The following is a 19316-nucleotide window of genomic DNA, read 5'->3' on the forward strand; positions in this document are numbered from 1 at the left end:
TTTGAAGCCTATTATTAGTTTCCTCCGATTGTAATCCCTGCCGAAAGGTAAAAAGCAGGGTTAAACTGACTGGAGCGAGAAGTGCCATCTTCATTTTTAGCTTCAGAGGCGAACATTGCACTGAGTTTGCGCTCTCTATAACGCCCTGAGCGGATAAAACTTCCCCCTACAGTAAGTGGAATACTCACGTGTTTACCTATCTTGAACTCAGGTTGCAAACCTACAATAAAAGTCTGCTGACTGAATATTTCCTTTTCTCCATTGCGCCTGAGGTAAGCGGAATATCCTCCCATATTAGCTATTAATTTAAAGTCGAGGTTTTCGCGGTAGTTATACCCTAAGGCAACTTTTAGCCCATCGATACTCCCTACTTCAATAGTAAATTTATCGCTAAAAGCACCATTGTATTTAAAATAAAATGCAGGGAACACCATAGGGTAACCGAAACTATTGTTCAGCGCTACCCCACCTCCTATTTCGATATTAGGTCGACAGTGCCATACAAGTATAAAAGCACCATTGGCTACTACATTTTCACCTATGTGAATAGACGAAAGACGATTTTCGGGGGTATAGCTTCCTGCACCGAGTGCCATAAGCATAGACCAACGTGTTTTTAAAGGGCGGAGATGAATAGCGCTCACACCGAGGTTCATTACCTCTGAAGGTAGTTCTTTTCCGATAGGAAAGTTGTGATTGTTCATCTTTACAAAAGTGCCGTTAAGCCCTACACCCCATACGGTAGGTCGTTGGTAAAGGTCTTCATCCTCAGGGGCTTGCATAGAGAGGGGAACCATTGCTCCCACAGAGTAAATCATAGCCGAACCATCGCCTATATTGCTGTCGCTTACTGCATCGTAGAACTTGGAATTGCTTATATACTCTGCTTTTACACTGATTTGCGCTGAAACACTTACTACAAAGAGCAGTGCTATAAAAGTTATTATCTCTTTCACTATAATAAAGATTTAAGTATTACAGTGGCAAAAGTACAGAAAAAAAGATTGTTAGAAGAAAAAGAGTTGTTTTTCTATACCAAAAGCGGGAATTACTATACTAATAATACACATTGTCAAAGCCCTTAGGCTTTGGCAAAGTTAATGAAATATTATTGTTCATATCACCATCACTAAGGTACCAATGGCGATAAGTGCAATGCCTATTAATGATTTGAGAGTAAAGGCTTCGTGTAAGAAGCAAACAGCTAAGATAAACGTAAGGACAATACTAATCTTATCTACAGCTACTACTTTAGAAACGACTCCCATTTGTAAGGCTTTGTAATAACATAACCACGAAAACCCAGTTGCAAGTCCTGAGAGGATTAGAAAGAGCCAACTTTTCTTGCTGATGTGTGCTAAACCACAGCCCTGTTGGGTAAGGAAGACCATTACCCACGCTAAAGCGACTACCACTAAGGTTCTAATGGCTGTAGCGAGATTAGAATTGACACCCTCAATCCCTATTTTGGCAAGAATAGAAGTAAGAGCGGCAAATACAGCTGATAATAGTGCGTAAATGAGCCACATAATATTGATTTATCATTTATTGTTGATCTCTATCAAAAGATTTTATCAAGAGTAAAAGTATGTATACCCTTATTCGCAGTAGCAACTTCTTTACGCATTCTCTGAGCAAGAACAGCTGTTGGCATAGGGCGGTAACGCTTGAAGAGTCCTATTTTGTTGAGGAGAACAATCATTTTGAGACCCAATTGCTCTCCTTTTCTATCCGACCCTTTTCGCACTAATACTGAGGGTTGGAAAATGAGCAAGCGCGAGAAACCAAGTGCTTTCACAGCGTCCTCTAACTGTCCTTTCATACGGTTGTAGAACATTTTAGACTGTGCATTTGCCATTGCTGCCGAGACGAGTACAAAGGTAGGTACCCCATTAGCTTTACACTGCTGGGCAAAGGCGTACTGATAGTCGTAATCCACGCGCCATTGGGCTTCTTTACTACCTGCAACGGCTAAGGTAGTACCCAAACAAGAGAAAGCTACATCGCCATGCAACAAATCTGCCCACGCCTCAGGGGTATCGAAATTGACCTCGTGAGCGTGTAACTTGGGGTGGGAGAGGGCTAAAGGTTTGCGCACGAAGCAATGCACCTCGCTATAAGTGTCGTCGGTTAAAAGTTGTGTTACTAAATCTTTTCCAGTAGCGCCTGTAGCGCCCATACAACTCACGAGCTTTATGTGTTTGCGTTTAGCTGCAAGAATAAGGTTCAGCTTAGGGGTAATACTATCGATACAGTCGATAACATAATCGAAGTTGGGCGTTACGATTTCCCAAGCGCGCTCAGGGGTGAGAAATTCGTGAATGACGGTGAGTTTCAGCTCGGGGTTGATATCCAAAAGACGTGCTCTCATCACTTCGGTTTTGGCTTGCCCTATCGTAGAATGAAGGGCGGGCAACTGGCGGTTGATATTAGAGAGGGAAACGGTATCAGCATCGACAATAGTGAGAGCTCCTACGCCTGCACGAGTTACAAATTCGGCAGCATAAGAGCCTACGCCCCCTAAGCCTGCAATGAGGATATGGGCATTTTGCAGAGTGGTAATACCTTGTTGTTTAATTAAAAGCTCTGTACGTTCTAACCAATGATTATTCATATTAAAAAAAGCCCCATCGCAAAGGAAGGGGCTTATAATTCGCTTTTATAGTGCCGATAACAGTGCTTGTCTGCAAGGACACTTTCTACGTTGCAAAGGTAGAAAATATTTTTAATCTTGCAATGAAATTTTCATTTTTTCTCTTACTATTTTTGTAATAGCTTCATTTTCAATATAATTTGAGACAAGACTTTTTATACTTTTTCTCAAATCTTCTGCTCTATTTTTTGAAATAACACTCAAAAAGTAATGTATTACTTTTATGATAGCATTCAGAGAGTTCCTTTCTTCTTGTGCAATAGGACAAACTTTACTTGATTTAATGGGAAAATAAGTATTAAGATCAAACAGAACTCTAGTATGAGAGCAAATGTTTCGAATATAAACAATCGCTCTAAAGTAATTATCAAATATTTCAATGTTCTTTATACCATAGTAGTCAGCTATTTCTTCTTTAATAACATTGTCTTTCAACGCCTTAAATATTTTATAGATACTTCCTAAAGTCATAAACTCCAAAGTTTTCCAAGCAGGAGCATATTTATCATTAGTGTATTTTTTATGATGCCTTGAAATTACTTTATTTTGTTGCTTAAAGGACTCAGTATAATATTTAGGTAATTTACGAATAAACTCCTTTTTCATAATTTTAGGATCTGCAAACCAAACAGGTTTATCTTTATAAGAAGAAGACACAATATAGATTATCTGAGTTCGTAGATTAATCTCTATTCTACTCAACACCTTAATTAACAGGTGCCTAAAATCCATGTCTAAATAATACAAATCCATAATTGTTGAAAATTGAGTATTTTCAGCAAAAATATGATTTTTGCTATTCTCTTGAAAATAGAACCAATAAAATCCTAAGCGATAATAGCCCACATCTCTGAGAATTTCCTTCGCTTTTTCTTCATTGTCAAAATGCATACCTCTTGTTTTGAGAATAGCAATTTGCTCCTCAATAGTTTTTACTTCTTTTCCCATAATGGTGTTTTTTTTCTGTTTTTTTGTTTGAAAAACTCCTCCTTTTTTTGTAATATAGAGGAGTCCTTTCCTTTTTTTATTAAAACTTGCCTGCATTGCGTCCAAATCCTTTTTAGAATTGAAAAGTTCGATAGATACATTATGCGAATCAAGATAATGCTTGATAAAACTGAGACTAGCAGATAGGTCTAAACTTTTTGTTTTAAATTTCATAAAATGTTTTTTTATTTGGGTGCAAAGTTACAGAATAAAAAGCTTTTTTAACCAGGTTTAAAAATAAGTTATCAACAGAGTTATCAACTATGGGTGTTTATTGATCATTATAATTGAAGTCAAAAAAAACTTATCTGATATAAAAATAGAGCAAACATACAAAATTAATTTAGGGAAAAAGAGCCCCTTAGAAGTAAAAGAAAAACAAAGAATAGCAAAATAATATAACTAAATTATTTAATAATGAAGAGATTAATAACTTTGCCAAAGTTTCAAACTTTGGCAAAGTGTAGCGACGCAAATGCGATTTAAATCTTCTTTACTCTTCTTTCGTGGCGACCGCCTTCAAAAGGGGTGTTGAGAAAGGTATTGGCTATTTCTACGGCTTGCTCAATGGCGGTAAAGCGGGCGGGAATGCTCAGCACATTGGCATTGTTATGGGCACGGGCAAGAGCAAAGAGCTCTTTTGTCCAGCAAACTGCACAGCGGATGTGAGGGTGCTTATTGGCGGTCATTGCAATGCCGTTACCACTACCGCAAATCACAATACCAAGGTCGGCTTTGTTTTCTTCTAAGGCTTTGGCTACGGCGTGACCAAAATCGGGGTAGTCTACACTTTCAGAGGTATCGGTGCCGTAGTTGAGTACTTCTATTCCTTTACTTTCCAAAAAAGCTACAATGGCTTTTTTATAATCGACTCCTGCGTGGTCAATGGCTATTTTCATTTTAGTTTTTTATTTAAGAGATTTATTAAGTTGCAAATATACGAAAAAAATATTTTACAAAGGATGGAGATTTCTATTTACTCCTTAAACATTCTGTAAGCACAGATAAAGGCAAATACTGAAAGTGTGCAGAGCAACATAAAAGTATACCAACTACCTTTTGCTGTACCTTCAGCAAGTGCGAAGTTGGTTTGCGCTGAAGCCACTAAGGAGGCTGCTATAGAAGTGCCTACTGCTCCTGCTAACTGTTGTAAAGTGTTGACCACTGCATTGCCATCGGCAGAGAGGGAGGTAGGAAGCTTGGCTAATCCGTAGGTAAGAGTATTTCCTACCACAAAACCTTGTCCGATGGTAAAACACACATAAAACCCGATGAACATTGCTGTGGTAAGTGTCTTGCCAAAGACAGTAAATAAGGCTAAAGCTATGATAAGCAATATACTACCTATAAGTATAGGCTTTTTTGCCCCAAAAGTATCTAACAATTTACCACTGATAGGAGCTAAAAAAGCTCCTACTAAGCAACCTGGGAAGAGCAAGAATCCAGCAACAGAAGCCGTTGTTCCCAATGTGATTTGAGCGTAATTGGGTATTAAATAACCTAATGCTAACACGTTGAATTGGCAAACTAAAATTACGGCTATACTAAGCACAAACCTGCGGTGGGAGAATACGGATAAGTGTATAAGAGGTTGCGGTGTCTGTGCCGAACGGTATACAAAGGTATATAAGGTTAAAGCTGAAATACCTAAAAGTGATAACACTACAATACTTGTCCACCCGTGAGAGGAGGCTTTTTCGGTGGCTAAGATAAAGGAGGTAAAGCTGAAGACTATGAGTAGGTAATCAAAAGTGTTGAATTTGGTTTTCTCAGTAGGAATATCATTATGTTTTAGAAGGAAGAAACCTAATGCTAACGAGAAAAAGAGTAAGGGTAAAAGTACTAAAAAAATAACTCGCCAGCCATATGCATCAATAATATAGCCACCAAGAACAGGGCCTACAGCTGGAGCCATTGCCGAAATGAGAGAGGCGATACCCATACAGAGCCCTAATTTACTTTTAGGAGCACGGTCTAAAATGATATTGAACATCAGAGGGAGGGCTATGCCTGTACCTACGCCTTGTAACACACGCCCTAAGAGCAATATCCAGAAGGTGGGAGCAAAATAGCATAATAAGGTAGCCAAAATAAACAAGCTTATCGCACTGAGAAAGAGAGTGCGCATTGAAATGTTGTGTTTTAAAAAAGACGATACGGGAATGGTGAGAGCCAACACAAGCAGATAGCCCGTAGTGAGCCATTGCACAGTAGAGGTATTGATATGGAATTCCTTCATCAGGGTAGGGAAAGTAACATTCATAGCTGTTTCGCTTACAATACCTGCGAAAGACATAATGCCTGTTGCTAAGATAATTCCTAAGAGTGCTGGACTAATTTTTTCGGTGTTCATTACAAGCTTATTTAATAGCGTTATAAAAGTATGGTATTTCTACCTTTAAATAAATTCAATTAGTGTCGTCGGTTAAAAGTTGTGTTACTAAATCTTTTCCAGTAGCGCCTGTAGCGCCGATGATAAGGGCTTTCATTTTTAGGTAAGAGATAAGAGTTAAGAAATAATTTGTTGTGCTGTATAGGTTGCAAAGATACAAAAAAATACTCATCGGTTATGAATGAAAAGTATTTTTTACTATTTTTGTCGCCTCATAATTAATGAACTATGGTACAATACTTCTCTTACTTATTGCTTTTGATGGTGGCTATTATGCTGCTTATAATGCTGGCTAACCGACTTAAAGTGGCTTACCCTATTCTGTTGGTTTTAGGAGGTTTAGCGATTAGTCTTATCCCTAATATACCTACCATTACACTCAACCCCGATTTGGTGCTCATCATTTTCTTGCCGCCACTTTTATATGCTGATGTTTTCTCGATATCGCTAAAAGAGATGTGGAAATGGCGACGCATTATCTTTAGTTTTGCTTTTATCGTAGTGTTTATTACAGCGGCTGCGGTGGCGTGGGTGGCTAATATGGTATTTCCAGGATTTTCATTAGCCTTAGGGTTTCTTTTAGGAGGAGTGATAGGCTCTACCGATGCCGTGAGTGCTTCAGCGATTATGAATTTTGTGAAGGTACCTAAACGTATTTCAACGATAATAGAAAGCGAGAGTTTGCTGAACGATGCCTCTTCACTGATTTTATTTAGATTTGCAGCTTTAGTAGTTACTACCGGTCAGCTGGTGTGGACGGATATAGCATTGAATTTCCTTTGGGTAGTTGTTGCTGGGTCACTTATAGGCTTGGCTATCGCTTGGGTGATGAGCAAAATGTATAAATATCTCCCTACTGATGCTAATATGGATGTTATCCTCTCACTTATAGCACCTTATATAATGTATATTGTAGCAAACGAAGTGGGTGCTTCGGGGGTGTTGGCAGTAGTGGCAGGCAGTATATATATGTCACTGCATCTTACTAATATTTTTGCTACCTCCACACGTAACAAAGGGGTTGCGGTATGGGGTGTTTTAGGTTTTATACTCAATGGTCTTGCCTTTATGTTGATAGGTCTTGCCTTGCCTGAAGTGCTTGAGGGTATAGAAGCCGAAGGAATGAGTCTTGCCACTGCTACCAACTACGGACTGCTCATCACAGGGGTAGTGGTAGGGGTGCGACTGCTATCATCTTATGGGGCAGTACTCATTACCCAAATAATGAAACGCTTTATCACCGTTGCCGATGAGCGTAATCCTGGAGCTCGGGTGCCTTTGGTATTAGGTTGGGCAGGAATGCGCGGGGTGCTTTCATTAGCGGTAGCACTTTCTATTCCTCTAACTTTAGAGAATGGCGAGCCTTTTCCGCATCGCAGCCTTATTCTCTACATTACTTTTATAGTGATATTGGCAACCCTACTTGTACAAGGACTTAGTTTGCCGGCGCTTATCCGATGGGCAAAATTTCCTGATTATAAAGACCATATTCCTGAAGCCGAAGCTGAGAGCCTTATTCGGAAATCTTTAGCGCAAGCTGCTTTAGATTATATGCAAAAGCATTACAAAGAAGGAATAACTGATAGTTTTCTATTACAGAATCAGAAAGATATATGGCAATACCAACTCGATATGCCTAAATGCAATACTACCCCTGAAGTGCGAAAGAAATACGTTGCTATTTTGCATCATCAGCGAGAAATATTACAACAACTGAATAAGAACCCACGTATTGATGAGGAGCAAATACGCAATTTCCACCGACAGTTGAATTTAGAAGAAGAAAAATGGGAAGTATGGGAAGGGTGAATTATAGGAATGTTTTTTGAATATCATTATTCGTATTTTTCTATATCAGCATTAGGATTATACAATCCGATAAGGCTTGCAAAGTAAGGATAAACACTATTATACACCTCAAATTTGGTAGTTTCGGGCGATTGAATTTCTACCAAAAAGCCATTTCTCAATATTCCTCCCGCGTTTTGATAATCTTTATCAGTGCTTTCCATATAAAATAAGTTGTTATTTTGTCGCAAAAAAGTGTATTTTTGCGACAAAACTAATACCTAAAACCTGACACCTGAACTCTATACTTTCTTCAAAAAAAGAATCTTCTATATCGCTTACCACTACTACAAAGTTATTGATACATATTAAGTTGGTAATTCATCGGTTGTAACCGATGAATTACAAGAGTATTTTGAGGGTATCAGCTAAGGCAAGTTTATCTTCTTGAGTTCGCCAGCAGGGGTGAGCAATAGTGCCTCTTTATTTTTATATTTATCAGGGCGATTTATACTCATTTTTATTTCATAGACTACTTGTATCATAGGTTCTACGATAATAGGGTTGAGCACCACATCAAAATCTCGGTTAGCAATAGGTCGGTAATACTGAGTAGTAGACTTGTTGGCTTGCACGACATTGCCTGCTCGCTTGCCTTGTAAGGATGCACTACTATAGGCTTCGTAGCTACTATATTGTTCAGTAGGGGAAATGTACAAAAAACCATCAACAACCTTCTTTTCAGCGGAGGCAAAGCTTTCCCCAAGGGTAGTTTCATAGGCCTTTTGTTTTTCAGCAAAGGCAGATTTTACCTTGTCCTTCAGTTCTTTTTTTACCGTCTCTAACTGGCTACTGTAGTAGTCCATACGTACAAGGTCGTAAATCTCGTTATTAGCCAGTAGAGTGATTAACTCATTGAGTCGGGAGGCTTCATTGATTTTGATATGTAGGTTTTGCTTGAGTTCAAAGCCTATAGGTACTTCATTGTAGGTGCGCTTGCTAAAGACTTTCTTCTCGGTCTCGTATTCGTACATAGGCACAAAGGAGATCATATCTACAAAAGCCTCCATATTCTTAGCCTTTAGGGCAGAGAGCACAGGCGAAAGACGCTGACTCATTAGGGAGGTAGCCTCTTCAGCACTCTTGCCTACCTGTACCACACTGAAGATCGCCACAAAAGCATCGGCTTTGATATTAGCCAGTCCCTTGGCTGAGACTACCATTTCGTAATTGGTAGGGAAATCAAGAGAATAGTCGTTGTTATTCAAGCTATTTCGGCCTCTGTTTTGGTAATTGAGGTTTCCTGAGGCCTGCCCAAAACCGAGCATTGTGCTCACAAGGGCTACGGAGAAAAAGAGATGTTTCATATTATTTTTTATTTAATATTTAGCGGTATAATAGCTCCTACTGAAAAGCGGAATTTACCCGTGTCAAAAGGATAGTTGTCACTCATTTTACCCCAAGGGAATGCGTAGCCTGCTTTTACGTAGAAAATAAAAATTTGGATGCCTGCTTCGGGGGCGAAGTAATAAGGGGAGAAATTCAGTTGAGGACGTAACATTAGCACAGGGATATCTATAAAACCACTGTGAGAGTCATCAGCTCTGATCCACGCCGAAATTTGTGCTTCGGGGATAGCGACTAATCCGTTTTCCGAACGGAAGTTGCCCGCAAGTCCCACTGATAGTGCCAACTTATTGCTGTCATAACAGTTGAGATGCACTCCTAACTGTCCGTAACTACTACCTTGTTTGAGGTAACTCATATCTATAATCAGGGTTTTGTCTTTCGAGGTTTGCGCTACAGCAGGGAGTGTTGTCCATACACATACCAGTAAAAAAAGTTTTTTCATTTTAATTATTGTATTTTTCAAGTATGTTGCTCACTATCAAAGCTACCAAATAAGCTATCAACAAACACATATCCCCTACAATTGCCAGAGGAAACAAAAGGATTGTCCTCAGCGTACTCCCAAAGGTTTTTTGGCGTTTCTCTAAAAGGTGTAGGGTAATGAATATGTTCAAATTCATAGTGTATTATGTGTTTTCACTAATCCTTCTTCACATCCATACGGTAGCTGCGGTGGCAGGCTACACAGTTGCCGAGTAGGGCAGTTACTTGTTGTTGTGTAACTTTAGGGTCGAAGTTCTTTTCGGCGCTATTGGCAATGCTATCGAATTTAGCGTGCGTATCGAAACCTATAGTTTTGAATCCCATAGGGATAGAAGCTATGAGTCCTGCAGGAGCGTGATGTGCTACCGAACCTCCTGAACTGCGTGCTGCTTCCACTATCAGTGAGGAATCGTTTTGCTCAATTCCCATATTGATTTGATGTAAGGTTTCTACAAAATTGCGCATTTCGCTCATCACAAAATCACGGTTCGGCTGACTTACCACTATACTTATACGTGAGTCACCTTCAATTACTTGGGTATTTCCTACAAATAATTTGCGTACCAATACTACATTGGCAGCGAGAGATAGCACCAAAAGAGCTATAAAACTCATCTTTTTCATATGTCTATTAATAAAATAATTGATGTTAGTTACTTATATAAGAGTTTTTATTGTTCTATATATTTAGTATGTTATGCCATATATGAACGGATTTTAGAGACAAATTATACGATTATTTTTTTGAAAAAAGAAGGGGCTATTCCATTCAGGCGTTTGAAGAAGCGAATAAAATTGGAAGAATTTTCAAAGCCGAGAGTATAGGCAATTTTACTCACGGAGTCATCAGTGTAGGTAAGTAGACGCTTAGCTTCGAGAGAAAGCCGCTCGTTGATGAGAGCCAAAGGTGTTTGTTGTATGAGCTCGTTGGTACAGTTAGTGAGGTTTTTAGTGGAGATATGTAACAGCTTGGCATACTCTTTTACGGTGTGTAGTGTTTTGAAATGCTGTTCTACTGCTTCACAAAAACGTATAAAAAGCAGATGTTTGGGGTCGTTTATTGAGAGTTGTTTTCGGTCTTCTTTAAGGAAAAAGCGTTGTATTTTGATGAGTAGGAGATGCAATAAGTTTTTTAAATAATCAGTGTGAGCAAAGGCTTCAGAGTTTTCTAATTCTTCCTGCATCTTATCTATAAGCTGATGCCATTTAGGCACTTCCTCAGGAGCTAATGATAGATAAGGCTTTTGCGAAAAAGTATCGAAGATGTTATGTTTTAAGAAGATGTCAAGTGTATCAACTTCATCGGCTAAGAAAATTTTGTTGAAGTGAATAACAAAACCTTCATAAGGCTGGTTGTCGAAGGCGTGTATTTGTCCTTTACCAATAAAAAAGAGTTGATGAGGGCTTACCTCGTATTCTTTGAAATCTACATAGTGTGTGCCCTTACCTTTAGCAAACCATATGATTTGGTAAAAGTTATGTGTATGTGCCTTTTGGGTATAAGTAGTGTTCTTTTCAAGGTACTCATTTAGAGGAACGAGCTCAAGTTGTAAGGCAGTAGGGGTGTCTTTGTGTGGGCTATATTTTTCCATTTGTCTATAATATAGTTTAGCTATTTTTGCAAAGAGTTATCAATTTGTTAAGTCAATTGGCGAATGAGATAACATACTGACAGTACCTGAAGAAAGAGATTCATCCCCGTACCTTCAAGCGTTTCGTCAGTGAAAATATTCATTTGTTATTATATAATAGGCAAAGGTAATAAAAAAATAATATAGTAACAAATAAATTAATTAACAAATAAAAACAATAGTAGCTATAAGTGCTTATTTTTATTAGCAGATTAACAAATTTGTCAGATAATCTTTTTTGACCTCTATATTGCCTGCGAAGGTTGCCCCACTGATATTAAAAGGAGTTGTAATGAGGTGCAGGCCGTTTTTAGAAGGGACTACACTCACCAGCTTTTCTTCTCCATAGGGTTTACTTCTGCTAATTGCTTTCGTATGGTAGCTATCATTGTCTATAGCTTGCTTATTTCATCTATATGTATAATCCAATTCTTACCCATCTTTTTTATAGAGGTCTTCTCCTTCTTTTATCTGATATAACTTTATGATATGAGCGTACTTGTGTAGCTCTGCAATATCCTTCTTGCTGGTTCGTTTTTCACTTGTAAAAGGCGTGTGTTTATGAGCTTGGCAAGTATATCGGAATTATCGGTGTGCATATAACCTACCTGAAATTGAGAGGATAAAGATAGTAATAATTAGCAAATTAGCAAATTTTAATTTGTAGTGAGTCCGCCATCTACAGCAAGCACAGTGCCTGTAATCCACGAAGCATTGTCGCTGGCTAAGAATACACAAGCTTTAGCTATATCTTCAGGCGTGCCAATGTGTTGTAAAGGGTAAATTTCCTTTACCATAGTCTCAAAAGCCGCTTGTTTTTCGGGGGTGAGAGCTTGCAAATTGCGGTTGAATTGCGGGGTAGAAATACTCCCAGGGGCAATGGCATTTACGCGTACGCCCAAATGTCCCACTTCAAAAGCTAAAGCCTTGGTAAAAGAGTTTAACGCTCCTTTAGTAGCCGAATAGACGGTAGTTGCGCGGTTAGGAAGCATTCGGTGCGCAAAATACGACGAGATATTAATGACATTCCCCTTGCTTTTCACCAAAGCAGGTAACAGACCTTGGGTAAGGAAATAAGGCGCTTTTACATTGAGGTTGAAGTGGGCATCGTATAAGGTGCTGTCCACTTGCTCAAAAGGTACGAACTTGCCCAAACCAGCGTTGTTTACTAAAATATCTACCGTAGATAGCAGTTGCTCAATGTCTTTCACTACCTCAGCTACTGTCTCTGTTTTTGATAAATCAGCAGAGAGGGTGTGTACTTGCACGCCAAACTCATTTAGTAGCGCTTGTTGGGCTTTTTGTAGTTTCTCAGGGTCTTTGCCTATGAGCAATAGATTTGCGCCCTCACGGGCAAAGGCTTTGGCTATTCCTAAACCAATACCATCACTTCCGCCGGTAATTACGGCATTCTTGTTGTTTAAGTTTTTCATTTTAATATTTGTTTATTGATTTTACATTTTCTTCTTTTATACCATTTTACTAAGGAAACATAAAGTACTGCCTGAGGAAATGATATTGCGTATTTAGTCCCCAATCATTCCAAAGATTAAACTTATCGCTTGTAATAAAGCTGTTTACCAAGCAAAGCGGTGTTGCTATAAAAAAGACAAATTGTAGAGTTTGTTTAAGTTCTGTATTCATTTGTTAATTATCTTCTTTGATTGTAGATTATTTACAAAACGCAAAGGTAAAGTATTTATTTGTATATTTGCAACTTATTTCGTAATTTATTTACAATTTATGGCAAAAAAAGTACAAAAAGAACTCTTGTTAGACTTTGATTTTCTGCGAAAATTGGTAGTGGGTATAGGGGAAGTATCGCAAATCACTGGAATCCCTACCCGACAAATACGCTATTGGGAAGAGAAAGGGATTATCACCAGTTTGACAGAAGAAGAAGGAAAAAATCGCAGGTATGATTACCTGAATATCAAAAAAATACTCCTCATCAAAGAACTCCTTGATGAGGGGTACACGTTAGATGCTTCGGTAGAGAAAGTAAAGAAGCGTATGGCGATGATAGAGGAAACGCTCTCCAAGATGAGTCAATTAGTTACAATCTAAAAATATCCTCAGTCGATACATTGAGTTCAGGAAATTTAACTGATTGAACCATATCGCCTTCTACAATAGGAGGGAGGGCGCGGTATTTGCCCTCTTCAAGAACAAACTGCGTGATTTCCTTGTCGATAGGGCGGACTACCCAATATTCCATAACTCCCGATTCTTCATACAATTCATACTTATTGCGCATTTCCTTTTTAGTGTTGCCAGGTGATAGTATTTCAATAATTAGGTCAGGGGCTCCTAAGCAACGTTTGTCGTTCTCTAACTTTTTAGGGTCGCACACCACGCAGAGGTCGGGTTGTACTACACTGTCCTCCAAGCCATTTTTGTTTTTGAGTACCACATCAAAAGGAGCTGCAAAAAGCTGACAGGTTTTTCCTTTGAAATAATGATAGAGCTCGCCCGTTAAATTTCTTGCTATTTTTTGATGTGAAATAGCAGGAGCAGGGCTCATTCTGAAAATTTTTCCTTTGAGAATTTCCAACCTTTCTTTTATTTCCCAAAGTACATAATCCGCATACGTATATACCCCATTTGCGAGGTCTAACTGATTGATATTGGTGATTACTGTACTCATAAATAACTAATTTTAAACAATTATCAAGGGCAAAGATATAAAATAATAAGCAAATTGCTAATTCACTAATTTTACTTCTGATAAAACCGCACCCAATCTACGTACATTCTTACGGGTTTGGTGAAAGGTTTTACTTCACCTACCCAACTACCACCTAATTGCATATCGATGCGCAACATATAGGGGCGGTTGAAAGGAAATTGCCCTTCACTCTCTTTCTCGGGTACGCGCGCATAACTGAAAGTTTGCTTGCCGTTTACATAAAAACGCACCTCATCGGTGTCGAGTTCTACGGCATAGATGTTGTAATCATCGGGGTTGATAGGGGCAGTAGTGGTGCTTGGGGGAGTACGCTTAGATTTGTCTTTTTTGCCCGCTTGGGTGTAAGTGGAGTGTACTGTATGGTGTACAAAAGGCTCGTAGTTGAGTCGTTCTACAATATCTATCTCACCCCCCGTAGGCCAAGGGGCATCGGGTACCATCCACAGGGAAGGCCAAGCACCTTGATGAGCTTCGAGCTTGCAACGGATTTCTAAACGTCCATTTTGAAAATATTTCTTTCCTTGGGTAGTTACCCCTCCCGTAATGTAAGGCGTTTTGTGCTTGGTAGGGTCAGTTCTGGGCTTGCCCAAGAGGATAAGGTTGCCATCCTTTATCTCAAACAGACTGGGGTCGTGATTCATCGTTTTGCACCAGTCGGCAGTGGAAGTAGGGCATCCCCATATTTTAGACCATATACCGGTAGCGAAAATATCATCGCGGTTGAAATCGTCTTCCCAAACTAATTTCCATTCCTCTTTTTCTTTGGAAGAGGTGTCATCTTCTTTTTGTTCTTGAGAGCAACCTACAATGGTGCTCCAAATGCATAAAATAATAAAAGTTTTTCTCATAATATTGTATTGTTTTTAAGTTATTCTAAATGCAAAGGTAGTGATAATTCGATAATTAGCAAATTAGTAAATTGGCGAATTTGCATATTAGGCAATTATGTATTACCTTTGCGACATTAAAATTTAATAATATAATTATGAGAAAAGTACTTTTAATGGGAGTGTTAGCTTCCTTTATGTTAGCGGGTTGTGGTACAGCTAAATCACCAGAGATGAAACGCTTGGAAAAACAACAACAAGCCTTGAAACTCAATACTGAGCTCAACGAATTGCAAATGAAACTCACACAAGAGCAAACCAATAATCAGTCGTTGCAAACTGAGGCTGCACAGGCTAATGAAGAAGCTACTGATCGCACGGATGCTTTTAGTGATGCGAGTTCGGCTTCAGCAAGTGCTAAAAAAGCGAACAAAGCTGAAAAGGCTTTGCGCAAAGCTAGTAAAGCTAATAAGCAATTAGCAAAAAGTAATCGTCGTATTGAGAAATTGCAAAAAGACATCACTAAATTGGAAGAAAAGATAACTAAACTAAATGCTGAAGTAGAATTTAGCAAATAGATGCAAGTTAGATGTTTTATTAAAAAATCCTTGTATGGTATTACCACACAAGGATTTTTATTTATTGCTTGTCGTGCTACGATCTAATTACCATATTGTAGTATCATCTCTACAAAAGCAGGGTCTCGGCGAGAAGAGAAGAGCGGTTGCTTGGTATCAAGAGCTTGAATTTTTGCCATATCCTCTTGGGATAGTTGGAAGTCAAATACATTAAGGTTTTGCTCCATACGCTCTTTACGCACCGACTTAGGAATACAAATAATATCGCGTTGTAATAGATAGCGCAAAGCTACTTGGGCAGCAGTTTTGTGATACTTTTCACCAATGGCATTGAGCGTAGGATTGGCAAAGAAATCGTTTCTACCTTCGGCAAAAGGTCCCCACGACATCAGCTTGGTATCGTATTTCTTCATTAGCTCTTGGAGGTCTTGCTGTTGGTAGAATACGTGTGTTTCCATTTGGTTTATAGCAGGTTTTATCTCGCAGTGGTATGCCAAATCAAGGTATCTATCGGCATAGAAGTTGCTCACCCCAATAGCGCGCACTTTGCCCTCTTTGTAGGCTTCTTCCATAGCGCGATAAGAGCCGTAATAATCGCCAAAAGGTTGGTGAACGAGTAGCAAATCAATATAATCGGTTTGGAGTTTATGCAAAGAGGTCTCGATAGAGGCTTTAGCTTTTTCATAGCCTGCATTGCTTATCCACACTTTGGTAACGATAAAGAACTCTTTACGGTCGATACCACTTTTCTTAATAGCATTGCCTACGCCCTCTTCATTTTTGTAGATTTGGGCTGTGTCAATCATTCGGTAGCCTACCGAAATAGCATCGCTTACGCAACGTTCACATTCTTCGGGGTCTACTTGGAATACTCCATAACCCAATAGGGGCATTTGTACCCCATTGTTTAATAGGATGTTTTTCATTTGTAATTCTTATTTTGTTAATTGAGTATATTCTTTTTCACTTACAGGTTCTTTCCATTCGGTTTTAGCTTTTTGCACATCCATTATAGCCAAATGAGCAAACCAACTTTGAGCGGTAGCTCCGTGCCAGTGTTTTACCCCTGCAGGCACTACTACCACATCGCCTTTTTGCAGCAGTTGGGCAGGCTTGCCCCACTCTTGATACCAACCTGTCCCTTCGGTAGCCAAGAGTATTTGTTCGGCACTATGCACGTGCCAATCGTTACGACAAGAGGGCTCAAAAGTAACATTGGCAACCAATATGTTATTTTTCTTATCAGGGGCAACCAATACATTCAAATAGCTTTTACCAGAAAAGTGTTTGCTGTTTTCGGGGGAATTAGGCTCGCCAAGGGCAAAGATATATCCTGCATTGCCATGGCTTGGGTCGGCAGCTATTTCATTAGCATAGACTTCTTTAGCAGCAAGGAAAGCTCCCCACGCCTTAGGCCATCCTGCATAGAAGGCAATATGGGTAATCATCTCGGCTATTTCGTCTTTGCTGATGCCGTTTTTCTTGCCCTCGGTAAGGTGCGACTTAATAGTAAAATCAGGCGCTCCACTCCCTATTAGGGTAGCGATGGTTACCATACTGCGATCACGAGGAGAAAGTTCCCCTTCACGACTCCACACTTGCCCAAAAAGAACATCATCATTGAGTTCAGCGAATTTAGGTGCAAAATCGCCGAGGCGGTCTCGTCCAGCAGTTTGTTTTTTAGCTTCTTTTTTCATTGTATTTTGTTGTTTTACTTGGGCACTCATCGCTACTGTTAAGAGTACCATTGCAAAGGTGATAATTTTTTTCATACAATTCTAATTTGCTAATTTCTTACTTTCTAACCATTTGTAGATATGTTCAAAAACTTTTTGGTTATTGAGGTCTTGAAACATAAAGTGGGTATTGCCAGTGATGCCTGCCTTTGGCAAATCGATAACTTTGCAGTCACCTCCGTTGGCATTGATCACTTCGGCAAATTTGTAAGCCAATTCGCGTACACCACTCCAGAAGTTTTGAGCGGGTAGCTCGGCAGTCTTATCGAAATCAGGAATATTGTCACCAAAATAGATAACGATAGGTCGCTTAGTGAGGGTGAGAAACTGTTCTTTAGGTACACCAAAACCTTCTACAGGGAAAGAAGTATTTTCTTTGGTAATTGTAGGAACTTCACCTTCGGGGAAGGGGAAAGTGCCTGGCTCAATGGCTACAACAGCTGTTACTTTTGGGGTTTGCATCGCAACATTCCAACCGATAATGCCACCTTGTGAGTGCGTGATAAAGATACCGTCACCTCCTTTCTCGAAAGTAGCGACTAAAGCCTCCGTTACTTTTGGAATATCAAACTCACCTATGTTAGGAGTCATTTGTTGGAAAAACTTATGTAGCGTTTCTTCTCCTTGGGGGAATTTAGAATTGCTGAAAAGTTTAGGATAATATCCCATACGGAATTGGGTAAACCACGCTTGGTCTAAAGTAGGGGTGGTTACTGTAGCTTCTACTGAGGGTTGCCCTGCTGCCCCACGGCGAGGTTGGTCGATAAGGTAAGTAGCATAGCCTTTGCGGAGGAACATAGGGGCAAACCCTTCGCGCCCATCGGGGGTGTTCATCCAGCCCACACGCGACTGACCGAAACCGTGCAGGAAGTATACGCGGTGATTGTTGTAGGGCTGAGGTACTTGGTAGAAGATATTGGCATAATCGGCGTGAAGCGTTTGTCCGGCGGGGTTGTACTGACCTTTAATGGGGTCGAAAGTACCATCAGTTCTCAGCACAGTACCTCCTGCGGTGAAGAAACCTTGTTCTTTAATAGCAAGCACAGAACTTTCACTTTCATTTTGAGAAGCTGTCTTGCATTCTTGGTTGCAGTTGCAGCCTACTAAGGCAATCGCTGTGGCGAGGGTTGTAAAAATTCTTTTCATTTTGCTATTATTTAGAATATTGATTAAAAAATGTAATGATTTTAGGAATGATAACTGATAGATAGGCTTCTTTGTCGTACATATCGAAATGCCGAGCCTTAGGAACAACAAAAAATTCCTTACTATTAGTATCAGCATTGTTATACATCAATTCTGCTCCTTGACGAGTGAAAGCGTTTTCGCCTGCTATTACCAAGAAAGGTGTATGTAGTTTTTTTACTTCTTCGGCAGGAAAGAATTTGCGCCAAGAAAGCTCAGACCAAGACGCAAACGGCAACCAATTAGGAGCAGCTCCTCGTTTGCTGTTGTAGTAATACTCAGCTCCTTCAGAACCTTCTTCGATGAGATTTACACGTGTAACAATACCTTTTTCTTCATACAGTTTCTTTTCAGCGAGCAACTGTGCTTCACTCTTGCCATTAGGGGCACCTAAGTGGATCAATTCAAAAGGATTGACTACTGCAATAGCTTTCAATGGAGACGATTTAGCCAAGGTAACAGCGTAAGGTAAATACACTCCTGAACCACAGATGCCTACAGCAAAGATTTTGTTTTTATCTACATTGGGATATTTTGCTATAAAAGCCACTGCGCTATTGATGTCGGTAGCTTTTATAGTAGGGTCTTCATAAGCGCGAGGTTGTCCTTCACTAGAACCAAAATAAGAATAATCATACACCATTGTAACAAACCCTTTTTCAGCTAAAAGTTGTGCGTAAAGACTGGCGGTTTGTTCTTTAGTACCTCCCATAGGTCCTTGTACTACTACCGCAGGTAGATGGTCGCTTTTCTTCATTTTTATGGGAGTATAAATCACTCCTGCTAATTGAAAACCAGAAGTCTGGTTTTTGAATACTACCGGAGTAATATTTACCGTTTCGGTAGGAGGTTGAGCTATAACCTCATTTTCTTGTGCCAATGCCCCTGTGCTTACCAAAGATAAACATATCGGAGTTAAAACACTTTTAAAGGAATTATTCTTTTTCATAATTGTAT

Annotated in this window: 23 protein-coding genes and 1 pseudogene; 3 read left to right on the forward strand and 21 right to left on the reverse strand. The window is 39.5% G+C overall.

Annotated features, from left to right (window positions below; genetic code table 11):
- Positions 1-14: 14 nt before the first annotated feature.
- From JMN12_RS10800 to JMN12_RS15600, 7 genes and pseudogenes are all read right to left on the reverse strand, one after another.
- Entirely contained in the window at positions 15-956 is a 942-nt protein-coding gene (locus JMN12_RS10800; protein WP_203139133.1) for a DUF6268 family outer membrane beta-barrel protein, read from the reverse strand.
- A gap of 159 nt (positions 957-1115) precedes the next feature.
- Complete coding sequence (locus JMN12_RS10805) at positions 1116-1529, reverse strand: EamA family transporter (RefSeq protein ID WP_203139135.1); 414 nt, start codon at positions 1527-1529, stop codon at positions 1116-1118.
- A gap of 32 nt (positions 1530-1561) precedes the next feature.
- Positions 1562-2614 (reverse strand): ThiF family adenylyltransferase, encoded by a 1053-nt coding sequence (locus tag JMN12_RS10810; RefSeq protein ID WP_203139136.1) that lies wholly within the window; start codon positions 2612-2614, stop codon positions 1562-1564.
- 111 nt (positions 2615-2725) lie between these two features.
- Positions 2726-3814 (reverse strand): Abi family protein, encoded by a 1089-nt coding sequence (locus JMN12_RS10815; RefSeq protein ID WP_238423893.1) that lies wholly within the window; start codon positions 3812-3814, stop codon positions 2726-2728.
- 308 nt (positions 3815-4122) lie between these two features.
- Positions 4123-4539, reverse strand: coding sequence for a ribose 5-phosphate isomerase B (rpiB, locus tag JMN12_RS10820; RefSeq protein WP_203139138.1), 417 nt, complete (start codon positions 4537-4539; stop codon positions 4123-4125).
- A gap of 77 nt (positions 4540-4616) precedes the next feature.
- Positions 4617-5993, reverse strand: a complete 1377-nt coding sequence (locus JMN12_RS10825; RefSeq protein WP_203139139.1) for a DHA2 family efflux MFS transporter permease subunit — start codon at positions 5991-5993, stop codon at positions 4617-4619.
- Positions 5994-6054: 61 nt separating this feature from the next.
- Positions 6055-6204: pseudogene (locus tag JMN12_RS15600) on the reverse strand (semialdehyde dehydrogenase); the annotation flags it as partial.
- Between the two features lie 56 nt (positions 6205-6260).
- Between JMN12_RS15600 and JMN12_RS10835 the strand changes: the two are divergent.
- Entirely contained in the window at positions 6261-7841 is a 1581-nt protein-coding gene (locus JMN12_RS10835; protein ID WP_203139140.1) for a Na+/H+ antiporter, read from the forward strand.
- A 26-nt stretch (positions 7842-7867) separates the two neighbouring features.
- On the opposite strand, the gene JMN12_RS10840 is transcribed toward JMN12_RS10835, so the two are convergent.
- The 8 genes from JMN12_RS10840 to JMN12_RS10875 all read right to left on the reverse strand — a co-directional run bounded on the left by JMN12_RS10840 (position 7868) and on the right by JMN12_RS10875 (position 12988).
- A complete protein-coding gene (locus tag JMN12_RS10840; RefSeq protein ID WP_203139141.1) occupies positions 7868-8044 on the reverse strand; it encodes a hypothetical protein in 177 nt (58 codons plus the stop codon).
- Positions 8045-8248: 204 nt separating this feature from the next.
- On the reverse strand, positions 8249-9187 hold the full coding sequence (locus JMN12_RS10845; protein ID WP_203139142.1) for an SIMPL domain-containing protein: 939 nt from the start codon (positions 9185-9187) through the stop codon (positions 8249-8251).
- Between the two features lie 8 nt (positions 9188-9195).
- Positions 9196-9672, reverse strand: a complete 477-nt coding sequence (locus JMN12_RS10850; RefSeq protein ID WP_203139143.1) for a hypothetical protein — start codon at positions 9670-9672, stop codon at positions 9196-9198.
- Position 9673: 1 nt separating this feature from the next.
- Entirely contained in the window at positions 9674-9850 is a 177-nt protein-coding gene (locus tag JMN12_RS10855) for a hypothetical protein (RefSeq protein ID WP_009413461.1), read from the reverse strand.
- Positions 9851-9869: 19 nt separating this feature from the next.
- Positions 9870-10337, reverse strand: coding sequence for a hypothetical protein (locus JMN12_RS10860; protein WP_002679273.1), 468 nt, complete (start codon positions 10335-10337; stop codon positions 9870-9872).
- Between the two features lie 104 nt (positions 10338-10441).
- Positions 10442-11305 carry an AraC family transcriptional regulator gene (locus JMN12_RS10865; protein WP_203139144.1) on the reverse strand — a complete coding sequence of 288 codons (864 nt, stop codon included), beginning with the start codon at positions 11303-11305 and terminating at the stop codon, positions 10442-10444.
- A 695-nt stretch (positions 11306-12000) separates the two neighbouring features.
- Entirely contained in the window at positions 12001-12777 is a 777-nt protein-coding gene (locus JMN12_RS10870; RefSeq protein ID WP_203139145.1) for an SDR family NAD(P)-dependent oxidoreductase, read from the reverse strand.
- A 49-nt stretch (positions 12778-12826) separates the two neighbouring features.
- The gene (locus JMN12_RS10875; protein WP_238423894.1) at positions 12827-12988 is read right to left on the reverse strand and encodes a hypothetical protein; all 162 of its coding nucleotides are present in this window, start codon (positions 12986-12988) and stop codon (positions 12827-12829) included.
- Between the two features lie 99 nt (positions 12989-13087).
- On the opposite strand from JMN12_RS10875, the gene JMN12_RS10880 reads away from it, so the two are divergent.
- Entirely contained in the window at positions 13088-13411 is a 324-nt protein-coding gene (locus JMN12_RS10880) for a MerR family transcriptional regulator (RefSeq protein ID WP_203139146.1), read from the forward strand.
- Here the strand turns inward: JMN12_RS10880 and JMN12_RS10885 are convergent.
- Both JMN12_RS10885 and JMN12_RS10890 read right to left on the reverse strand, forming a co-directional pair.
- Positions 13401-13991: a Uma2 family endonuclease gene (locus tag JMN12_RS10885; protein WP_203139147.1), complete on the reverse strand. Its 591-nt coding sequence runs from the start codon at positions 13989-13991 to the stop codon at positions 13401-13403. The two genes, JMN12_RS10880 and JMN12_RS10885, sit on opposite strands and share 11 nt — an antisense overlap.
- A 71-nt stretch (positions 13992-14062) precedes the next feature.
- Positions 14063-14881 (reverse strand): glycoside hydrolase family 16 protein, encoded by an 819-nt coding sequence (locus JMN12_RS10890; protein WP_203139148.1) that lies wholly within the window; start codon positions 14879-14881, stop codon positions 14063-14065.
- 137 nt (positions 14882-15018) lie between these two features.
- Here JMN12_RS10890 and JMN12_RS10895 point away from each other — a divergent pair, with 137 nt between their 5' ends.
- A complete protein-coding gene (locus tag JMN12_RS10895) occupies positions 15019-15438 on the forward strand; it encodes a SlyB protein (protein ID WP_203139150.1) in 420 nt (139 codons plus the stop codon).
- A gap of 83 nt (positions 15439-15521) precedes the next feature.
- Here JMN12_RS10895 and JMN12_RS10900 read toward each other — a convergent pair whose 3' ends face one another.
- The 4 genes from JMN12_RS10900 to JMN12_RS10915 are packed head-to-tail and all read right to left on the reverse strand — an operon-like array spanning position 15522 to position 19308.
- Positions 15522-16364 (reverse strand): aldo/keto reductase, encoded by an 843-nt coding sequence (locus JMN12_RS10900; RefSeq protein ID WP_203139152.1) that lies wholly within the window; start codon positions 16362-16364, stop codon positions 15522-15524.
- Between the two features lie 9 nt (positions 16365-16373).
- The gene (locus JMN12_RS10905) at positions 16374-17210 is read right to left on the reverse strand and encodes a carboxymuconolactone decarboxylase family protein (protein WP_203139154.1); all 837 of its coding nucleotides are present in this window, start codon (positions 17208-17210) and stop codon (positions 16374-16376) included.
- Positions 17211-17216: 6 nt separating this feature from the next.
- Positions 17217-18320: an alpha/beta hydrolase gene (locus tag JMN12_RS10910; RefSeq protein WP_203139156.1), complete on the reverse strand. Its 1104-nt coding sequence runs from the start codon at positions 18318-18320 to the stop codon at positions 17217-17219.
- Positions 18321-18327: 7 nt separating this feature from the next.
- Entirely contained in the window at positions 18328-19308 is a 981-nt protein-coding gene (locus tag JMN12_RS10915) for an alpha/beta hydrolase (RefSeq protein WP_203139158.1), read from the reverse strand.
- Between the last annotated feature and the right edge of the window lie 8 nt (positions 19309-19316).

The sequence above is a fragment of the Capnocytophaga genosp. AHN8471 genome (genome assembly GCF_016806945.1).
GTDB lineage: Bacteria > Bacteroidota > Bacteroidia > Flavobacteriales > Flavobacteriaceae > Capnocytophaga > Capnocytophaga periodontitidis.